The organism is Hymenobacter cyanobacteriorum (assembly GCF_022631375.1).
GTDB classification, from domain to species: domain Bacteria; phylum Bacteroidota; class Bacteroidia; order Cytophagales; family Hymenobacteraceae; genus Hymenobacter; species Hymenobacter cyanobacteriorum.
This window is the reverse complement of sequence record NZ_JALBGC010000002.1, coordinates 23,095-40,734: the sequence shown is the minus strand read 5'-3', so window position 1 is coordinate 40,734 and position 17,640 is coordinate 23,095. Positions and strand designations below refer to the sequence as shown.

The window sequence follows — 17,640 nt, the reverse complement described above, 5'->3', positions numbered from 1 at the left end:
GCCACAAATTGCCTCAACTCGCCAAATAGCCATAATCGCGCAGCTGCTCGCGCACATCGCCTTCCAGCTTCAGCAGGCGGCCCTGGTGCAGCAGGTACACCACGTCGCAGATGGGCAGTACTTCGGCGTAGCGGTGGTCGGTGATGAGCAGGCCTTTGCGTGCTTTCACGCGCTGCATTTCCTCAGCCAGGGTTTCGACGTGTACCGGCATAACGCCCGAGAATGGCTCGTCGAACAGCGAGAAGGCCGTGTCGGCATGAAGCAGTAGCAACGCCTGCACCAGCCGCGCCGACCCACCCGACAGCTCGCCCAGCGTCTGGCCGAACTGCGGGCGCAGCTCCGGAAAGCGGGCCGTTGCTGCTTTAATGTCAACGCCCAATAATGCAGCGGCCCGCGCCAGCGTTAGCGACGGGGGCAGCAGCGGCTCCTGCGGCAAATAATTCAGCAGGCCGGGCTCACGGAAGGCGGGCACCACGCGCCGGCCGTTCACGCGCACCGAGGCATCGGCCACGGCCCGCGCCCCGAAAATGGTTTGAAGCAGCACTGACTTGCCGCTGCCGTTGCGGCCCAGCAGGCCCACAATCTGGCCGGTTTGCACCCGCAGGTAGATGCTACCCAGCACCTGACGCCCCCCGAATTCGATGCGAATGCCGTCGGCCTCCAGCACCTGCGGGCCGGCCGGGTTAGTTGAATTCTGGCTCATGATAGCACCGTACGCATGAGCAAAGCACCACCCAGAAACAGCCCGCCATCGAGCGCCACCACGCCGGCCCACAGCCGCCGCCGCGACATATGCAGGTTGAAATAGAACCAGTACTGCCCCGGCCGCAGCTGCTCCGACAGGTACCATACCACCGGCGCGGTGGCCAGCTTGGTAAGCAGCAGGCCCGGCAACAGCCCATCGCTCCAGCCTTCGTGAATGGCCGGCAACAGCACCGCCAGCAAAATCAGCCCCGAAATGCCCAGCATGAATGGAGCAACACCGCGGTAGAATAGGCCCACGGCCCGCAGTTGAGTAGTCAGAAGCGCCATCGAAAATACTTGGTTCGGCACCCCAACGCGGCGGCCGGCCGTTTATTCTACTCGCCCGGTGCGGGCGAATATGGGGAAGCTGGCTAGTCGCGTCTGCGGCCCCCACAGCCGCGTCAGTTCGTCGGCCACCAGCGCTACCATGTCGGCTCCGGCGTGCTGCCGGGCGTAGTTGGCCGTGGCCGACCACGTGCGCAGGTAATTCAGCATGTCGTCCACCGTCCAGTGCTTTTCCACGGCGAAACGGGCGTGCCGCACGTCGGCAAAGGGGAAGGGCAGGTTGGTGTATTCGTTTTCGATGTGGCGGCGGTTGGCGTCCCAGTACGGAGCCGAAGTCACGTCGTGAAAGGTATCGAGCACGCGGTTCAGCTCGGGCGTTTCGAGGCGGCACAGGTTATAGCCCCACTCGGCCAGCAGCGCGCCGGGCCGGGCCACGCGGCGCACCTCGGCGTGGTAGGCCTCGCTATCGAACCAGTGCACGGCCTGGGCCACGGTGATGAGATCGAAGCGCTGATTGGGGAAGGGCGTGTGCTCGGCCGTGGCGCGCTGGTAGTGGATGTTGGGCCGTGCCGGGGCCTGCGCCAACTGATTTTCGCTGAGGTCGGTGGCATCCACGCGCACGAAGGACTCGGCTAGTACTGCCGCTACCTGGCCGTTGCCGGTGGCGCAGTCCCAAGCGCGCTCGCGGCTGGGCACCTGGGGCAGCAGCCAGTCGTAGAGCTCGGGCGGGTAGGCAATGCGGTAGCGGGCGTAGTCGGCGGCCTGGGTGGAGAAACGGTCGAGGGCGGGCATGGGCGTGGGGTGGTGGATTGGGTTGATAGTAACAAAAGAACGTCATGCTGAGCGCAGCGAAGCATCTTGCCCGCCACCACTAATCATTTACCACTGCGGTAGAGATGCTTCGACTGCGCTCAGCATGACGTTCTTTTTCAATCCGCCCACCCACCAATCCACCACCGCGCAACACCCGCTGCCCGGCGTATCTTTACCCCAAATCAAGCGGTTTGCTGGCCCAGGCATCACGGTCAGCCTTTTACCCATTTCAATCAGCTGAACCTTGACGTTTCACGAATTCAACCTCCACGACGACCTGCTCTCTGGCATCGACGCCATGAACTACCAGCAGGCCACCCCCATTCAGGAGCAGGCCATCCCCAAAATCCTCGAAGGCAAAGACCTCATCGCCTGCGCCCAGACCGGTACCGGCAAAACCGCCGCCTACCTGCTGCCGCTGCTCGACAAGATTTCGCACGCCAAGCACGGCCACACCACCACCCTCATTCTGGTGCCCACCCGCGAGCTGGCTACCCAGATTGACGAGCAGGTGATGGGCTTCGGCTACTACGTGGAAGCCAGCTCCATCGCCATCTACGGCGGTGGCAAATCCGAGAACTGGGAGCAGCAGAAACGCGCCCTCACCAGCGGGGCCGATATCATCATCGCCACGCCCGGCCGCCTCATTGCCCACCTGCAAATGGGCTACGTGAAGTTCGACCAGATTAAGTATCTGGTGCTGGACGAGGCCGACAAGATGATGGACATGGGCTTTAGCGATGACATCTTCAACATCGTGCGCCAGCTGCCAAAGGAGCGCCAGACGCTGCTGTTCTCGGCTACCATGCCCAGCAAAATCCGCGACTTTTCGCAGCAGATTCTCAACCAGCCCGACGAAATCCGCCTGGCTGTGTCGAAGCCTGCCGCCGGTATCGACCAGCAGATGTACATGGCCTTCGACCGCCAGAAAATCTACATCCTCGAGCACATCATCAAAACGCAGGATGTACAGAGCATGGTGCTTTTCACCAGCCAGAAAGCGGCCGTGGGCGGCATCGTGAAGGCCGTGAACAAGCTCGGCATCGAGGCCCGCGGCATCAGCTCCGACCGCACCCAGGAAGAGCGTGAGGAAATCATGCGCGCCTTCAAAAACAAGCAGTTTCCCATTCTGGTGGCTACTGATGTGCTGAGCCGTGGCATCGACATCGACTCGCTGAGCCACGTGGTGAACTACGACATTCCCCGCGCCGCCGAAGACTACGTGCACCGCATTGGCCGCACCGCCCGCGCCGCTACCAAAGGCACCGCCATCACCTTCATCTCGGACCAGGACCAGGACCGGGTGCTGAAGATTGAGAAGCTCATCGAGCGCGACCTCGAAAAGAAGAACATCACCGAGGAGCTGGGCCTCGGCCCGGCCCCCGAGTTCGACCCCAAGCGCTTCGCCGGCCTGGGCGGTAAAATCGGCGGCCGCCCCGAGCGCGGTGGCCGTAGCGGCGGCAGCGGCGGCGGCCGCGACCGGGGCCCCCGCCGCGAAGGTGGCGGCCGCGATGGTGGCCGCGACGGCGGCAAGCCTCGCCGCGACGCCCCCGACCCCAAAGACCCCAAGCACTTGGAGCGCCTCGCCGCCGCCAAAAATGCCTTGGCCGCCCTCGATGCCGGCATCGCCCCGGCCGTGCCCTACCAGCGCCCGCCCCGCCCCGAAGGCGAAGAGCGCCGCGACCGTGGCCCCCGCCCCGAGCGCGCCCCGCGCCCCGAAGGCGAGGCCCGCCCACCTCGTGAGCCCCGCGCCCCGCGCCCGGAAGGCGAAGCTCGTCCCCCCCGTGAGCCGCGTGCTGACGGCGAAGCCCGCCCGCCCCGCGAACCGCGGCCGGAAGGTGAAACCCGCGAGGCGCGTGCCGATGGCGAACGCCGCCGTAGCCGTGGCGGCCGCAACCGCAAGCGCGGCCCCCGGCCCGAAGGCGGTGGAGCTGCCAGTGCCCCGGCAGCCCCTGCTGCCGAATAGGGATTGAACCCTACGAAAAAGCCCCGCCGTTATCACGGCGGGGCTTTTTCGTAGGGTTATTTCTCGTCCTTCACCGTGGCCCGAGCTACCAGGTACGGAGGCAGTTGCTGAACGGCCGCATTGAGCCTGGTGATGTTCTGCTGTTGGAGCTTTTTGTCTTCCAGGTTGGAAGTGTAATTCAGAAAGAGGTAGTAAGCCAGCACGCGATTATAGGTATCGAGGCTGGGGTCGGCCACGATGCCGAGCAGGCGCTGCTCCAGCTCGCGCGGCTGGCGGGTTTCGGCCAGCGCGCGGCCCAGGCGGCCCAGGCTGCCGAAGTAGTGGTTGTGGCTGGCATTGTCGATGCGCAGGCTGATGCCGAGCATAAGGTCGGGCACGTTGATGTCGAGCTCTTCCAGCTCGCGGAGGTAGGTTTTGCGGGCAGCGTAGGCGTAGCTGCCATCCGACATGCGCTCGAACCGGTCATTCATAATGTCGAGGTGGGCGCGCAGAAACGTTTCCCAATGCACGGTTTCGGCCGAGAGCCGGGCAATGTTTAGGGCGTGGCGACGGGGGCTGTCGTCCTGGCTGCAGCCGCCCACTACAATGCGGCTGCGCTTGAATTCCAGGGATTTTTGGGGGGAGTAGTAACGGGCTACGTATTCTTCAAATTCATCATCCGTGGCTCCAACGGTGCTGGCATTGGTGACGGCCCGGGCCAGGAGTTCGCGGAACTTCGGCGTTTGAGCTAGCTGGTCTACTTTGCCCAGCCGCAGCGAGTCCCAGGTTTGGTAGGCGTGCCACAGGGCCTGTTGTTCCTCGTCGCTCTTTTTCCAGCTCGATTCCAGCTCCGGCCGCTGGGTTTGCTGGTGCACGTAGCTCATAAACGCGGTTTCGGCCCGGGGAGCGGCCGGCCGGTACCGCATGCCCGTGCGCCGGGCCGATTCAAAATAAATCTGCGTCGTGGTGTCAATCAGGCAATCGGCGTACTGCACCAGATTGGCATACTGAGCGGGCAAGGGGGCTCGCGTGAGGCGACTAGGGAAATAAAAAGCCTGCAGCGACGCATCCGAATACGACGTCTTGGCTTCGTGCTGCACCACCCAATGGCCCGGCGTCGGCGGGGGCACCTTGCCGGCCACCTGCAGTATGAATTTGCCCCGCTCGTTGAAAGGAATGCTGCGGTAGACCGTCGTAACCGATTTTTTACCCTCGTCTTCCTCGTTTTCTTGGTAGCTGATTACCAGCAGGTCTTTTTCTACTTCTGCAGCCGGGAATCGCGCCAGAAAAGCCTCGGGCGCAATGCCTTGCTCCAGTGCCAGCTGGGCTTGCTTGAGGTCGCCTTTTTCCAGCGAAACGTAACAGCCCTGCCCCTGCTCGTAGCTGCGGTAGGCGCGGCGCAGCTCGCACACTTTGTGCCGGAGGTTGAGCGAGTCGACGATGTGGCGCAGCTGGCCCATGGTTTGGGGCGAGTACACCAGTCCATTGGGGGTGGGCCCGAATTCGCCCCGGCTGGCTACCGCTACGGGCTGGCTTGGCTGGGCGCCACAGGCGCTGGCCCCCAGTATCAGGAAGGCGCATAAGAAACTGCTGTACCTCATCGAAGCGCGGCGCTGAACCGGAGCCGCCACCGGGGAAAGGTGAATAACCCTATATTTCCCCAACGATGCGCGCCCGGGCCGTATTGCACACGGCTAGCCGGCGTCGGCCAGCAGTTGCAGGTGCGCGGCCGGCACCTCATCCGTCAGCCACACACCATTGTCGGCCTGGAAGAACGAATGGCCGGCCCGGTGCATCGCCCCGGCCGCTACCGCAAATACCACCAGCCGGCCGTGCCGCTGGCCCACTGTGCGGGCCGTAGCCACGTCGGCACTTAGGTGCACGTGGTGGCGGGCCATCTTCCGCAGGCCATCGCGCAGAATATTTTCCTTGTGCTGGATGGCGGTGCCGTGGTACAGCACTTCGGGCGGCGCTACGGGCGTGTAGCCCAGTTCCACGTCTACCGAATGGCCCTGGCTGGCGCGAATGCGGCTACGGTCGTCGTTGAAGCGAAAGCGCTGCTTGGCATTCGTGTCCACAATGTAGTCGAGCTCCTCGAACGTCAGCGGCTGCTGGTGCTTGGCCAGCTGTGCCAGCAAGGTTGGCACGTCGACCCAGCCCTGCTCATCGAGGCTGATGCCGATGTGGGCGGGCTCGTGGCGCAACACAAGGCTCAGCAGCTTGCTGCGGCGGGTCGTTTCTTTTTCGGAAAGCATGCCCAAAAATACGGTTGCTGATTTTACCCCAGCACCTGCCCTACTCCAAACAGCACCGTAAATACCAGCGTGCTCAGGGCCATCTGCTTCAGCAGCGGGTCAATCTGCATCGATTCTTTGCGCTGCCACACCTGCAGGGCATTGAACACGAACAACGGCGTAGCCAGCGCAAACAGCCACTGCCAGGGCGAATGGTAGGTGAGCGCCACAAACACCGTGGCGCAGCCCACGCCCAGCACCAGCAGCAGCCAGTGGTAGCGCCGCGCATGAATCGGCCCCAGCCGCACCGGGATGGTGATTTTTCCCGCCAGCACATCAGAATTGATGTCGCGGATGTTGTTCACGTTCAGCACCGCCGTGGCAAAGCAGCCGAGCGCGGCGGCCGGCAGCAGCACTGGCAGCGGCAGCGTGCGCGTCTGCAAAAAATACGTACCGCACACGCCCACAATGCCGAAAAACAGGAACACCGAAATGTCGCCAAAGCCCGCGTAGCCGTAGGGGTTCGAGCCGGCCGTGTAGTTCACCGCCGCCCAGATGGCCGCTAGCCCCAGCGCCAGAAACGCCAGAAACAGCCCCAGCCCGGCCGCGCCCAGCGCCACCCACAGCAATGCCAAGCCACTGCCCAGCGCCAGCAGGCCGCAAATCCACATGCCGCGCTTCATCTGGGCGGGCGTGATGGCGCCGCTCTGCACGGCGCGCTGCGGGCCTTCGCGGTGCACGCTGTCGGCGCCGTTTTGCGAGTCGCCGTAGTCGTTGGCGAGGTTGCTGAGAATTTGGAGCAGGATGGTGGTTAGGGCTGCCAGCGCTACTACCAAACCGTTAAACTGGCCGGCCGCGGCGGCGAGGAATGCGCCAGTGAGAATGCTGGCCAGAGCTAGCGGCAGCGTGCGAGGGCGGAAAGCGGAAATCCAGGGCGACATGGGCAAAGGGGTAAGCGGTGGTCGACCGCAAGGAAAACAAAAGCACGTCATGCTGAGCGCAGCCGAAGCATCTCTACCGCGCAACTAATCCAATTGATGGAGATTACTACTGCGGTAGAGATGCTTCGACTGCGCTCAGCATGACGTTCAGGATAGCCGAAAACGGCCGGAGTTACTTGGCAATATCCGCCAGCAGCTCGGGGCTCAGGGGCGTCACTTTCGAGGGGTAGAACTTCACCACGTGGCCTTTCTCATCAACCAGGTACTTGCAGAAATTCCAGGTCGGAGCCTCTCCTACCGCGCCGTTCTGGCTGCGGTCCGACAGGTATTTATATAGCGGGGCCATATCCACACCCTTCACCGACACCTTGCTGAAGAGCGGAAACGTCACGCCGTAGTTCTTCTCGCAGAAGGTGGCAATCTGGGCTTCGGTGCCCGGCTCCTGCCCGCCGAAGTTGTTGGCCGGGAAGCCCAGTACCGTCACTTTATCGCCGTGCTGCTTGTAGAGCTGCTCCAGCTCCTTGTACTGCGGGGTGTAGCCGCATTCTGATGCGGTGTTCACAATCAGCAATTTCTTGCCCTTGTACTGGCTCAGTTTCACATCCTTGCCGTCGATGGATTTCACGGTGAAATCGTAGACGGATGTGGGCGCGGCGATGGGGGCGGCAGTTTCAGTCATGGCGAGGGAATTGGCCGGCTTGGCGGCGATGAAAACCACGGCCGAAGCGGCAGTGGCCAGCGTGAGGAGAAAAGACTTGTTCATGGGATGGGAAACGGTTCGGTACCCAACCAGAAGGAGGCCAGCAGGGTTTCGGGCAGTAGCGCGGACTTTTAGTCCGCGAATTCGTATCGTCAGCTTCGCGGACTAAAAGTCCACGCTACATCAGGTAGTCGGAGGCGTGAGCCACTTCTCCAGTTGCACCGGCTTATAAGCCGCCATCTGGGCCAACAACTCTACTGGGTTGGCCGATTGCAGGAGTTGCGCGCGGTTTTCGGCGCGCAGCAGCTGGTCGTCGCGCATGCGGTCGAGGGATTGCAGAAGCAGGTCGTAGTAGCCGTCGACGTTGAGCAGGGCCACGGGCTTTTGGTGCAGCCCAAGCTGGCCCCAGGTCAGCACTTCAAATAGCTCTTCGAGGGTGCCGTAGCCGCCGGGCATGGCAATGAAGCCGTCGGCGCGGTCGGCCATCATGAGCTTGCGCTCGTGCATGGATTTCACGACGTGCAGCTCCGTGCAGCCTTTGTGGGCCAGTTCCTTAGCATCCAGAAAATCGGGAATCACGCCGACTACCTGGCCGCCTTCCGCCAGCACGGCATCGGCGATGGTGCCCATGAGGCCCACGCGCCCGCCGCCGTACACCAGCGTGAGGTTTTGGGCCACCATAGCCTTGGCCAGAGCCTGCGCCTGGGTGATATAATTCGGGTTGGTTCCGGCGCTGGAACCGCAGTAAACGGCAATGCTTTTCATTTATAGAACGATGTAGAGACGCGACACTTCGCGTCTCCTCGTTGAACGATTCAATCTTCGCAAGCGAAACAACAGCAGCAACGAGGAGACGCGAAGTGTCGCGTCTCTACAATCGTTCTGACGGATTACATGCGCTCGGGCACCTGCATCCCCAGTAGCTTCAGCGACTGCTTAATCTGCTCGCCTACGCGGGCCGACAGCGCCACCCGCAGGCTACGCTTGGCCACGTCGGTTTCCTGGAAAATCGACACCTCGGCGTAGAACCGATTGTAAGCCTTCGCCAAATCGTAAGCGTACTGCGCGATAACGGCGGGCGAGAGGTTGCGGGCGGCTTCGGCTACTACCGAGGCGTAGCGGGCCAGCTCCTGCACCAACTCCCGCTCGGTGCCTTCGAGGCTGGTGATGCTGCTCCAATCAGCCGATTCATCAATGCCCAGCTCGGCGGCTTTGCGCCGGATGGCGGCGATGCGGGCATGCGAATACTGGATGAACGGGCCGGTGTGGCCTTCGAGGCTCACGGACTCTTCGGGGTTGAAGAGCATGCGCTTCTTGGGGTCCACTTTCAGCAGGTAGTATTTCAGGGCGCCGAGGCCCAGCATGTGGTACAGCTCTTCCAGTTCTTCGTCGCTGAGGCCTTCGGTCTTGCCTTTTTCGAGGGTGGCGGCTTTGGCGGCGGCCACCACGTCGCGCACCAGTTCGTCGGCATCGACTACGGTGCCTTCGCGCGATTTCATCTTGCCGGAGGGCAAATCCACCATGCCGTAGCTGAGGTGGTGGATGGCGTCGGCGTAGGGCTTGCCCAGCTTCTGGAGCGTGGCTTGCAGCACCTGCATGTGGTAGTTCTGCTCGTCGGCGATGACGTAGATGCTGCTGTCGTAGCCGAAATCCTGGTATTTCAGCTCGGCCGTGCCCAAGTCCTGGGTGATGTAGACGCTGGTGCCGTCGGCGCGGAGCAGGAGCTTTTCGTCGAGGCCCTCGGCCTGCAAATCGACCCAGACGGAGCCGTTTTCCTTCTTGAAGAACACCCCTTTTTCGAGACCTTCTTCCACCCGCTCCTTGCCCAGCAGATAGGTTTCGGACTCATAGTAATATTGGTCGAAATCGACGCCGATGTTCTTGTAGGTTTCGTCGAAGCCCATGTACACCCAGCCGTTCATTTTACGCCATAGTGCCAAGACTTTCTCATCACCTTGCTCCCACTTAACCAACATCTTCTGCGCTTTAACAATCCATAAATCATTGTATGAATTTCTTAGACGCTTATAGAAAAAGCGCAACGGCGATTCCTTATCATCAGCTGCGATTCTACCAAGACTCTTAAGAAGCTGTGGCAGAAACTTAGCAAATGCTATGTCTTTCTTTTCTTCCTTCGCAACGTTATCAATTAACTCAGTAATTGTTTGAAGAATAATTAAACGCCTAACAATCGTGTATTTCTGACTTTTGTATTCCTCTATGTACTTCAGAATTCCTTCGACAATTGAGCGTACTTCTCCTATCTGGTACTTATTAACTACCTCAAAGAAAACGTAATACTTCCCAGCAAGATGGTCGCCCTTTAAGGTAGCAGAGGGTTTTTCTCCTCTACCTATTTCTTGGTAGGCAATCATCGACTTGCAGATGTGGATGCCGCGGTCGTTCACCAGGTTGGCTTTGGTGACGGTGGCGCCGGTGGCTTTCAGAATCTCGGCCACCGAGTAGCCCAGGAAATTGTTGCGCAGGTGGCCCAGGTGCAGGGGCTTGTTGGTGTTGGGTGAGGAGTATTCGACCACCACGTTTTGCGGGCCGCCGTCGGTGCCCACGGGCGCGGTGGCGGGCTGGGCGCGCAACTGATTGAACACGGCCAGCCACTCAGCATCGGCGATTTCGAGGTTCAGGAAGCCTTTCACCACGTTGTAGCCGCTCACGCGGGGCTCGTGGGCTTTCAGCCACTCGCCCAGGGCCTGGCCGATTTGCTCGGGGCCTTTGCCCAGCGCCTTGGTGAGCGGGAACGTGACGAGGGTGAAGCTGCCGGCAAACTCCTTGCGCGTGGGCTGGAGCGTGAGGCTGGCGGCGGGGATTTCAACGCCAAAAACAGCCTGAGCGGCGGTTTGCAGGGCGGTTTTGAGGGAGGATTCTAACTGTTGCACGGGGCAAAGGTACGGGCCGTTGTGCGCGATAGTAACGCGAACTTTGTAGTTCGCGTCCCCACGCCGTTAGAGCAGACCCAATGGCGCGGGATGCGCGCACTACGAAACTCGCGCTACTGGCCAGCCGGATACCCTCGGCGCACCGGTTACGTATAGTTGCTAACCAGCTGCTTGGCGCACTCATCCGGTCAGCCGGCCTTGCCATGAAAGTTCTGCTTGTTCTCAGCTTGTTGGCCCTGAGCATCCCAGTGGCCCGGGCGCAAGTCGACCCCGCTGCAGTGGCCCAAGGCCAGGTGCTCTCCGGCATGATGCGGGGCCACGCCGAGCGCGACCGCAAAGCCAAACTCTCCGGCAAGCGCCCAGTCAAAAAGCCGCTTACGCCCGCCGAGCAGCGGGCCGCCCATCGGCGCGAAGTGGAAGAAGCCATGCGCCGCCCGCCGGCCCGGCCGGGTTCCATCCGTTAAGCGCTTCGTCGGCCGAATACCCCACCGAAACTTGAAGCAACGGAAAGCCCCGTCAGTGTCTGGCGGGGCTTTCCGTTGTGCCCTAATCAAAGTTTAGGAAACTCATGTTCGAGCAGAATTTCCTAAACTTTGATTAGTAAACGAGTTTCTTAAACTCGTATCTATCAGTTAATGTCTGTTTTTGTCCCATTATAGAATCAGTCAGCGCTTTAGATTAAACAGTCTAGAGAAACGAGCGTTTTAGAACGCTGACTTGGTTTGGCTCAATTGTACCACCGCACTTCCGGATACTTCAACGTATCGGAAGGCCACTGAAACGTGCGGGTGCAATTGGCCGCGGCCGTTACCGTATCGGGCGGAAGCTCAAACACGCGTATCCGGTAGCCCCCGCTGGGCGCCACGGCGACCGGAAAAGGGGTATACCCCGGCGTCCGAAATCCGATGGTTACCTTCAGGTACGTGATGCACCCCGGGTATAAGGTTTTATCCAACGTTGCCGCGATGTGACTCAAGCGCTGGTTGGGCGTGATGTTGGGGTAGGTATCGCTGTAGATGTTCATCGCGTTGTTGCCTGGCCCGTACTTATCCGGATAGAAGGTGTTGGCCCGCATCCACACGGTTTCCACCCGGGCATCGCCTTGGTTGATAAAGTGGTACCCCACCGTAAAGTCCTTGTTTACGGGTGCGGGCACTTCATCTTTCTGGCAGCTAGCCAAGGCCAGACCAATGCCCAGCAGGGGCAAGTATTTTCGCGTCATTTTGGAACAGGGGGATGGGGCGTGCAAATTAGCACCGGCTCGTGAAGGAGCCGCTCCCGCAGGGGCCTAGTCAGGGGGGGGAGCAATGCCCGATTGTTGCGTAGCCAGCCAAGAGGATTCACGAGGCCTACAGTGCTAGCCAAGGCACAAGCTCAGCCAAACGGTGGAATTGATATTCTACTATTATTTCATAAGGTAGACTGCTTAACGCAAAAACTCCACCCAGCAAGCCCCGCCAGCTACTAGCGGGGCTTGCTGTTTCTTCAGCGGCTTAGGCGGCGGGCTTGGGCCCGCCCGGCTCTACGCTTCGCCGCAAACGGATAATTCATTGCCATTCGGGTCGGTGAAATGAAACCGCCGCCCGCCCGGATAAGCAAAGATTGGCTTGCTGATGATGCCCCCGGCCGCTTCCACTGCCGCTTGCGAATCTTCCAACGCATCGCCCCAAAGCACCACTAGGGGGCTGCTGGGCGGCACACTCTCAGCCCGGTAAAACCCACCTGCCAGTTGCCCGTCCTCAAAGGCCACATAATCGGGCCCATAATCCTCGAACGACCACCCGAACGCCTGGGCGTAGAAGCGTTTCGTCGCGTCCAAGTCAGTGGCCGGAAACTCGACGTAGAAGACGGAATTGTTGATTGGTTTACTCATTTTGCAGCATGGGTGATGGGTGAGGCAGTAAATATAGGAGGCGCTGGAATGACAGTTTTAGTGGAATATTTACTCACAAACGAATTCCATTCCTTCTCGCGGATTCCATCTTTTTAACTGCTCCCCTAACCGGTTCAGGGTAGCCGGAACTGTAAGGATGAAGAATTCGCAACGGTAATAATACGGCGTTTCATAGCCATCCCGAACCTGAACTCGCATTGCAGCCGCGCCATTAGGCGCATAGCAAAACACTTCAAATTGAAGGTAGTTGGCCCATTTAGAATCATCGTCTTCCATCGGACAGAATTTTATTCTGCTCTCGATATTTTGTGGAAAGTCTGCAAGCTCTTGCCCGAATTGCTTGAACATGTCGTCGTATCCATAAACCGATAATTCAGTAGCTGTTTCACCATTCGATAAGGCAACATTGTACTGTAATAGCCCATCCCCGTCATCCCAACCGATGACCTTGATTCTTATCATTTCCGTTTGCATCACCAGTTGCTATAGAATCATTTTTAGGGCCCGCGCTACTACCTGCTCACCACTGCGCTGGCCGCAGTTTAGCGCGCAGCGCGTAACTGCTGGCCGATGGGTAAGGCGAGTTTGCAACTCGCCGTTGGAAAGGCAGGAATGATGGAGATTGCTGCTTCGCGTCAGCGAGTTGCAAACTCGCGTTACGTGTGGGCCAGCAGTTACGCGCTACGCGCTAAACTGCGGCCAGCGGCGCAATTTAGCGCTACTACCTGCTCACCACCGCCTCCAGCCGTAGGCGCTTCTCAATGGCATCCGTTGCCTTTTCCAGAATGTTGAAGGCATTCTTCGCCATCGTGTTGCCGTTGTCCAGCGTGGGGTTGATTTCGACCATTTCGAAGCACACCACCCGCTCGTTTTCCAGCAGGTCCTGGCAGAGGTTTTCGGCTTCGGAGAGGTAGAGGCCGTCCTCCACGGGCGTGCCCGTGCCGATGCTGAAGCTCGAATCGAGGCTGTCGACGTCGAAGGAAATGTATACCAGGTCGCAGAAGCGCAGGTGCTCGTAAATCTCGCGGGTGAGGCGGCGCGAGCCTTTGGCCTTGATTTCGGGCAGCTTTACCCACTTGATGCCCAGCTCTTCGATGAGGGCGTCTTCCTCCTCCTCGGTGTCGCGCACCACCACGTACACCAGGTGCTCGGGCAGCAGCTTGGGGCCGGGCTCGCCCAGGTTTTGCAGGCGGCGCCAGAAGAATTCCGTTTCCGCGTCGGGCACGTTGCGCTGGTGCTTCAGGTTGTCGACGCCCAGCGAGGCGGCCAGGGGCATGCCGTGCACGTTGCCGCTGGGCGTGGTGTAGGGCGAATGGATGTCGGCGTGGGCGTCAATCCAAATCACGCCCAGCGTTTTGGTGGGGTACGCGGCTTTGATGCCGGCAATGGTGGCGTTGGCGCTGCTGTGGTCGCCGGCCAGCACCAGCGGGAACTCGCCGAAGCGCAGCGTCTGCTCCACGGCGGCGGCAATGCCCTTCTGCACGGTGTAGATGGCGTCGATATGCTTAGCGAACGGGAACGGCGTTTTATCAAACAGCACGTGGTTCAAATCGGGCAGCGTCACGGTATTGAACCGGCGGAAGTAGTCGGAGCCTTTGTTGAGGCAGGCCACACGCAGGGCGTCGATGCCCATGCCGGAGCCCCGGGTACCAGCCCCAAGTTCGGAGCGGACTTCCAGTAATTTGATGCGTTTCATCGGAGGGTGGGATTTTGGGATAGCAGAATGGCGGCATCGTTCCAAAGCTGCTTTTTAAGTTTCAAGCCGGAGGCTTAAAGCTTAAAAGAAAGCCTTCGAGCGCTGCCTTGCGGCAGAAGAATCTGCCGTAGCCAAGTCGCTAATATTCCATCGTCACGATGCGAGGCGGGATAACGCAAGAACAACAATCGGTTCCCGGCCGTTAACCCAACCCCGGCGGTACTTTTGTACGGCCCGCCGCAAAGGTCGGGAATTTCTGTTAGTTGTCAGTTGCTCGTTGTCAGTTGTCAGGACTTTTTTTCGTCCGACAACACAACAGGCCCTAACAACTGACAACCAGCAACTGACAACTAAAAATGGATACGTACCACGACCTCATCTCCCAAACCTTCGACTTCCCCACGGCCGATTTCACCGTGCAGGACCACGAGTTGCGCTTCCACGACATCGACCTGATGGCCCTCGTCGAGAAATACGGCACCCCGCTGCGCCTCACCTACCTGCCCAAAATCAGCTCCCAGATTCAGCGGGCCAAGAAATGGTTTGCCGACGGCATCGCCCAAACGGGGTACACCGGCTCGTATTCCTACGCTTACTGCACCAAGTCTTCGCACTTCCGCTTCATTCTGGAAGAGGCCCTGAAAAACGACATCCACCTCGAAACCTCGTCGTGGTTCGACATCAGCATCATCCGCAACCTGCACGCCCAGGGCAAGGTCGACAAGCAGAAGCACATCATCTGCAACGGCTTCAAGCCCGAGGCCTACAAGAAGGAAATCGCCGACCTCATCAACGACGGGTTCGTGAATTGCATGCCCATCATCGATTCGCCCAACGAAATCGAATACTACCACGACCACGTGAACGAGAAGGTGAACATGGGCATGCGCCTGGCCTCCGACGAGGAGCCGCGCTTCCAGTTCTACACCTCGCGCCTGGGCGTGCGCTACGCCGACGCCATCCCCATCTACGAGCAGCGCATCAAGGACGACCCCCGCTTCACGCTCACCATGCTGCACTACTTCATCAGCACGGGCATCAAGGACACGTCCTATTACTGGTCGGAGCTGAGCCGCTTCGTGCACAAGTATTGTGAGCTGCGCAAGGTGTGCCCCACCCTCACCACCATCGACATCGGCGGTGGCCTGCCCATCCAAACCAGCATCCAGCCCGACTACGACTACCCCTACATGGTGGCCGAAATCCTGCGCACCATCCAGCGCATCTGCGCCCAGGAAGGCGTGCCCGAGCCCCATATTTTCACCGAGTTCGGCATCTTCACGGTGGGCGAAAGCGGGGCCACCATCTACAGCATCCTCGACGAGAAGCTGCAGAACGACAAGGAGCTCTGGTACATGATTGACGGCTCGTTCATCACCAACCTGCCCGACACCTGGGCCCTGAACCAGCGCTTCATCATGCTGGCCCTCAACGGCTGGGAAAAGCAATACAAGAAAATCCAGCTCGGCGGCCTCACCTGCGACTCGCAGGACTACTACAACTCCGAGAAGCATATCTACCAGACCTTCCTGCCCGAGCGCAAGCCCGCAGATGCGCAGCCGCTCTACGTGGGCTTCTTCCACACCGGCGCTTACCAGGAAAGCCTGAGCGGCTACGGCGGCATCAAGCACTGCCTCATTCCGGCCCCCCAGCACATCATCCTCGACCGCGCCGAGGACGGTACCCTCACCGATACCGTTTTCGCGCCCCAGCAGGAAGCCGGCAGCATGATGCGCATCCTCGGATACGAATAATTCAATTTCGGCGTTAGCGGTTTTGCGCCGGATATTGCTTGCTTTGCGTATATTTGGAACCCAACCGCGTCACCCCCAATCTCGTTTTATATAAATTATGAAAAAGTTCGCATTGCTCGCCGCCGCCGGCCTCGTTCTCTCGCTCGGTGCCTGCAACCGCCAGAAATGCCCGGCCTACAGCAGCACTAAGGAGGCTAACCGCATTTCCTCGCCCATCACGGCCAGCACGGCCACGCCCGCCGCGCGCCAGTAGTGCTTTCTGGTTTCGTTTAAAAGGCCGGCTTCCCACGTGGGAGGCCGGCCTTTTTTGTGGGTATTTGTTTGGTAACGTTTCAGCAAACGTCGGATTCCTTGGTACCGTAACTTTAGCGCATCAAGCATTTGTGAGATTTTTGCTCACCGCCGCCTCAACTACCTCTGCCACTATGCGCCGCCTGTATTCGCTTTTTTTTTACTGCTTCAGCATCATTTCCCCTACTGCCAGCGCCGAGCAGGTATCTGACAACAGCTTTTTACTCTTGTGCTTTGCGCTCTATTTTCCCTTAAGCTTCGTCGCCCACTTTTGCGAAGTGGCTTTCGCCTGTAACATAGGGGTGTGGGGCGTGGTTGGATTGTTGGCGGGGATGAGCATTGTGTTATATCAAATGTTGTTGGCTGAAGGCAAGTGGAAACGCATTGTGGCACAATACCCAATGCGGCCTGTGCGTAAGGGCGACATTTATTTAGGCATGGGATTATTGCTGCTCGCAGGGCTGGCTTCTGTTTTTGTCCCTGTACTCTAAGTCAATACTTAAACCCTCACAACTCTATTCGGAGCGTTTGATTAAGCGCTTATTACCAGTCACACCCGGCCCGAAAACTGACACCTCCGTGTAGCTAGGCAACCGCCGATACGCAGTGATGCTGTCGCTGCCCGCCGCCTTCACCAGCGAATCGCCGGCCTGGATGTAGTCGTGGCCGGCGGCCGTCAGGGCCAGCGCCGGGGTTTCGCCGTTGGCCATCTGCACCTTCTGCATGCCGTGCGAATACGATAGCATTTTCGCCACGCGGCCGGCCAGTTGCAGGGCGCGGTAGCGTTCGATTTCGCGCTTGGCATTGGCCGTGGTGGTGAAATACAGGAACACCTGCCCCAGCACCACGCACCCCAGCAGAAACAGCATGTTGCGGTTTTTGGTGGCCCATTGTCTTATCGTTGCCATCGTGCTAGTGGCTTAGAATAACATCCGTCGCGGCCCGCAAATCCGCCACGTGCGGCGCGAAGCCTGCCGCGTTTTCCTCCTCCCCCACCAGAATGCCGCGCACGCCCACGGCCGCGCCGGCCTGCATGTCGCGCAGGCGGTCGCCCACAATCCAGCACTGCGATACGTCGAGGTTGAAGCGGGCCACGGCCTTTTCCAGCATGCCCGAGTTGGGCTTGCGCAGGATGGATTCGCTTACGCTGGGGTGAGCATCGGCGAAATACAGGGCGTCGAGGAGGCCGCCGCAGGCACTTTGCAGCTTGGCGTGACAGGCCTGCACCTCGGCGGCAGTATAGAGCTTTTTGGCGATGCCGGCCTGGTTGGTGACGACGATGAGGTAGTAGCCGGCGGCTTTGAGGCGGGCCAGGCTTTCGGGTACGCCATCGCAGATAATGAATTTTTCGGGCTCCCAGACGTAGGTGCCGATTTCCTCATTCAGCACGCCGTCGCGGTCGAGAAAAACGGCTTTGTTTTTTGTTAACATAGCTGCAAAGCTACGGGC

Annotated in this window: 20 protein-coding genes; 5 read left to right on the top strand and 15 right to left on the bottom strand. The window is 59.8% G+C overall.

Annotation, left to right across the window (positions count from 1 at the left end):
- Positions 1–13: 13 nt before the first annotated feature.
- Genes MON38_RS05420 through MON38_RS05410 form a run of 3 tightly spaced genes read right to left on the bottom strand, consistent with a single transcriptional unit; the run spans position 14 to position 1,821 of the window.
- A complete protein-coding gene (locus MON38_RS05420; RefSeq protein WP_241935136.1) occupies positions 14–703 on the bottom strand; it encodes an ATP-binding cassette domain-containing protein in 690 nt (229 codons plus the stop codon).
- Positions 700–1,032: a hypothetical protein gene (locus tag MON38_RS05415; RefSeq protein ID WP_241935135.1), complete on the bottom strand. Its 333-nt coding sequence runs from the start codon at positions 1,030–1,032 to the stop codon at positions 700–702. The genes MON38_RS05420 and MON38_RS05415 overlap by 4 nt, the downstream gene beginning before the upstream one ends.
- Positions 1,033–1,074: 42 nt before the next feature.
- Entirely contained in the window at positions 1,075–1,821 is a 747-nt protein-coding gene (locus tag MON38_RS05410) for a class I SAM-dependent methyltransferase (protein WP_241935134.1), read from the bottom strand.
- A 265-nt stretch (positions 1,822–2,086) separates the two neighbouring features.
- Here MON38_RS05410 and MON38_RS05405 point away from each other — a divergent pair, with 265 nt between their 5' ends.
- Complete coding sequence (locus MON38_RS05405) at positions 2,087–3,808, top strand: DEAD/DEAH box helicase (RefSeq protein WP_422388673.1); 1,722 nt, start codon at positions 2,087–2,089, stop codon at positions 3,806–3,808.
- A 56-nt stretch (positions 3,809–3,864) separates the two neighbouring features.
- Here the strand turns inward: MON38_RS05405 and MON38_RS05400 are convergent, their stop codons facing one another.
- From MON38_RS05400 to argS, 6 genes are all read right to left on the bottom strand, one after another.
- On the bottom strand, positions 3,865–5,418 hold the full coding sequence (locus MON38_RS05400; protein ID WP_241935133.1) for a hypothetical protein: 1,554 nt from the start codon (positions 5,416–5,418) through the stop codon (positions 3,865–3,867).
- Between the two features lie 63 nt (positions 5,419–5,481).
- Positions 5,482–6,042 (bottom strand): RNA 2'-phosphotransferase, encoded by a 561-nt coding sequence (locus MON38_RS05395; protein WP_241935132.1) that lies wholly within the window; start codon positions 6,040–6,042, stop codon positions 5,482–5,484.
- Between the two features lie 23 nt (positions 6,043–6,065).
- Positions 6,066–6,962, bottom strand: coding sequence for a 1,4-dihydroxy-2-naphthoate polyprenyltransferase (locus tag MON38_RS05390; RefSeq protein WP_241935131.1), 897 nt, complete (start codon positions 6,960–6,962; stop codon positions 6,066–6,068).
- Positions 6,963–7,134: 172 nt separating this feature from the next.
- Positions 7,135–7,725: a glutathione peroxidase gene (locus tag MON38_RS05385; RefSeq protein WP_422388672.1), complete on the bottom strand. Its 591-nt coding sequence runs from the start codon at positions 7,723–7,725 to the stop codon at positions 7,135–7,137.
- Between the two features lie 120 nt (positions 7,726–7,845).
- Positions 7,846–8,427, bottom strand: a complete 582-nt coding sequence (locus MON38_RS05380) for an LOG family protein (RefSeq protein ID WP_241935130.1) — start codon at positions 8,425–8,427, stop codon at positions 7,846–7,848.
- A 125-nt stretch (positions 8,428–8,552) separates the two neighbouring features.
- The gene (gene argS, locus MON38_RS05375; RefSeq protein WP_241935129.1) at positions 8,553–10,556 is read right to left on the bottom strand and encodes an arginine--tRNA ligase; all 2,004 of its coding nucleotides are present in this window, start codon (positions 10,554–10,556) and stop codon (positions 8,553–8,555) included.
- A 203-nt stretch (positions 10,557–10,759) separates the two neighbouring features.
- Here argS and MON38_RS05370 point away from each other — a divergent pair, with 203 nt between their 5' ends.
- Positions 10,760–11,020, top strand: coding sequence for a hypothetical protein (locus tag MON38_RS05370; RefSeq protein ID WP_241935128.1), 261 nt, complete (start codon positions 10,760–10,762; stop codon positions 11,018–11,020).
- Between the two features lie 263 nt (positions 11,021–11,283).
- On the opposite strand, the gene MON38_RS05365 is transcribed toward MON38_RS05370, so the two are convergent.
- The 4 genes from MON38_RS05365 to MON38_RS05350 all read right to left on the bottom strand — a co-directional run bounded on the left by MON38_RS05365 (position 11,284) and on the right by MON38_RS05350 (position 14,146).
- Complete coding sequence (locus MON38_RS05365) at positions 11,284–11,778, bottom strand: hypothetical protein (protein WP_241935127.1); 495 nt, start codon at positions 11,776–11,778, stop codon at positions 11,284–11,286.
- A 300-nt stretch (positions 11,779–12,078) separates the two neighbouring features.
- Positions 12,079–12,429, bottom strand: coding sequence for a VOC family protein (locus MON38_RS05360; RefSeq protein ID WP_241935126.1), 351 nt, complete (start codon positions 12,427–12,429; stop codon positions 12,079–12,081).
- Between the two features lie 69 nt (positions 12,430–12,498).
- A complete protein-coding gene (locus MON38_RS05355; protein ID WP_241935125.1) occupies positions 12,499–12,927 on the bottom strand; it encodes a hypothetical protein in 429 nt (142 codons plus the stop codon).
- Between the two features lie 244 nt (positions 12,928–13,171).
- A complete protein-coding gene (locus MON38_RS05350) occupies positions 13,172–14,146 on the bottom strand; it encodes an arginase (protein WP_241935124.1) in 975 nt (324 codons plus the stop codon).
- A 356-nt stretch (positions 14,147–14,502) separates the two neighbouring features.
- On the opposite strand from MON38_RS05350, the gene MON38_RS05345 reads away from it, so the two are divergent.
- The 3 genes from MON38_RS05345 (at position 14,503) to MON38_RS05335 (ending at position 16,682) form a co-directional block, all read left to right on the top strand.
- On the top strand, positions 14,503–15,900 hold the full coding sequence (locus MON38_RS05345) for a type III PLP-dependent enzyme domain-containing protein (protein WP_241935123.1): 1,398 nt from the start codon (positions 14,503–14,505) through the stop codon (positions 15,898–15,900).
- 97 nt (positions 15,901–15,997) lie between these two features.
- Positions 15,998–16,153, top strand: a complete 156-nt coding sequence (locus tag MON38_RS05340) for a hypothetical protein (protein ID WP_241935122.1) — start codon at positions 15,998–16,000, stop codon at positions 16,151–16,153.
- A gap of 172 nt (positions 16,154–16,325) precedes the next feature.
- A complete protein-coding gene (locus MON38_RS05335) occupies positions 16,326–16,682 on the top strand; it encodes a hypothetical protein (protein ID WP_241935121.1) in 357 nt (118 codons plus the stop codon).
- A 24-nt stretch (positions 16,683–16,706) separates the two neighbouring features.
- On the opposite strand, the gene MON38_RS05330 is transcribed toward MON38_RS05335, so the two are convergent.
- Both MON38_RS05330 and MON38_RS05325 read right to left on the bottom strand, forming a co-directional pair.
- Positions 16,707–17,099 carry a hypothetical protein gene (locus MON38_RS05330; protein WP_241935120.1) on the bottom strand — a complete coding sequence of 131 codons (393 nt, stop codon included), beginning with the start codon at positions 17,097–17,099 and terminating at the stop codon, positions 16,707–16,709.
- A 4-nt stretch (positions 17,100–17,103) separates the two neighbouring features.
- On the bottom strand, positions 17,104–17,622 hold the full coding sequence (locus tag MON38_RS05325) for a D-glycero-alpha-D-manno-heptose-1,7-bisphosphate 7-phosphatase (RefSeq protein WP_338423753.1): 519 nt from the start codon (positions 17,620–17,622) through the stop codon (positions 17,104–17,106).
- Positions 17,623–17,640: the final 18 nt, after the last annotated feature.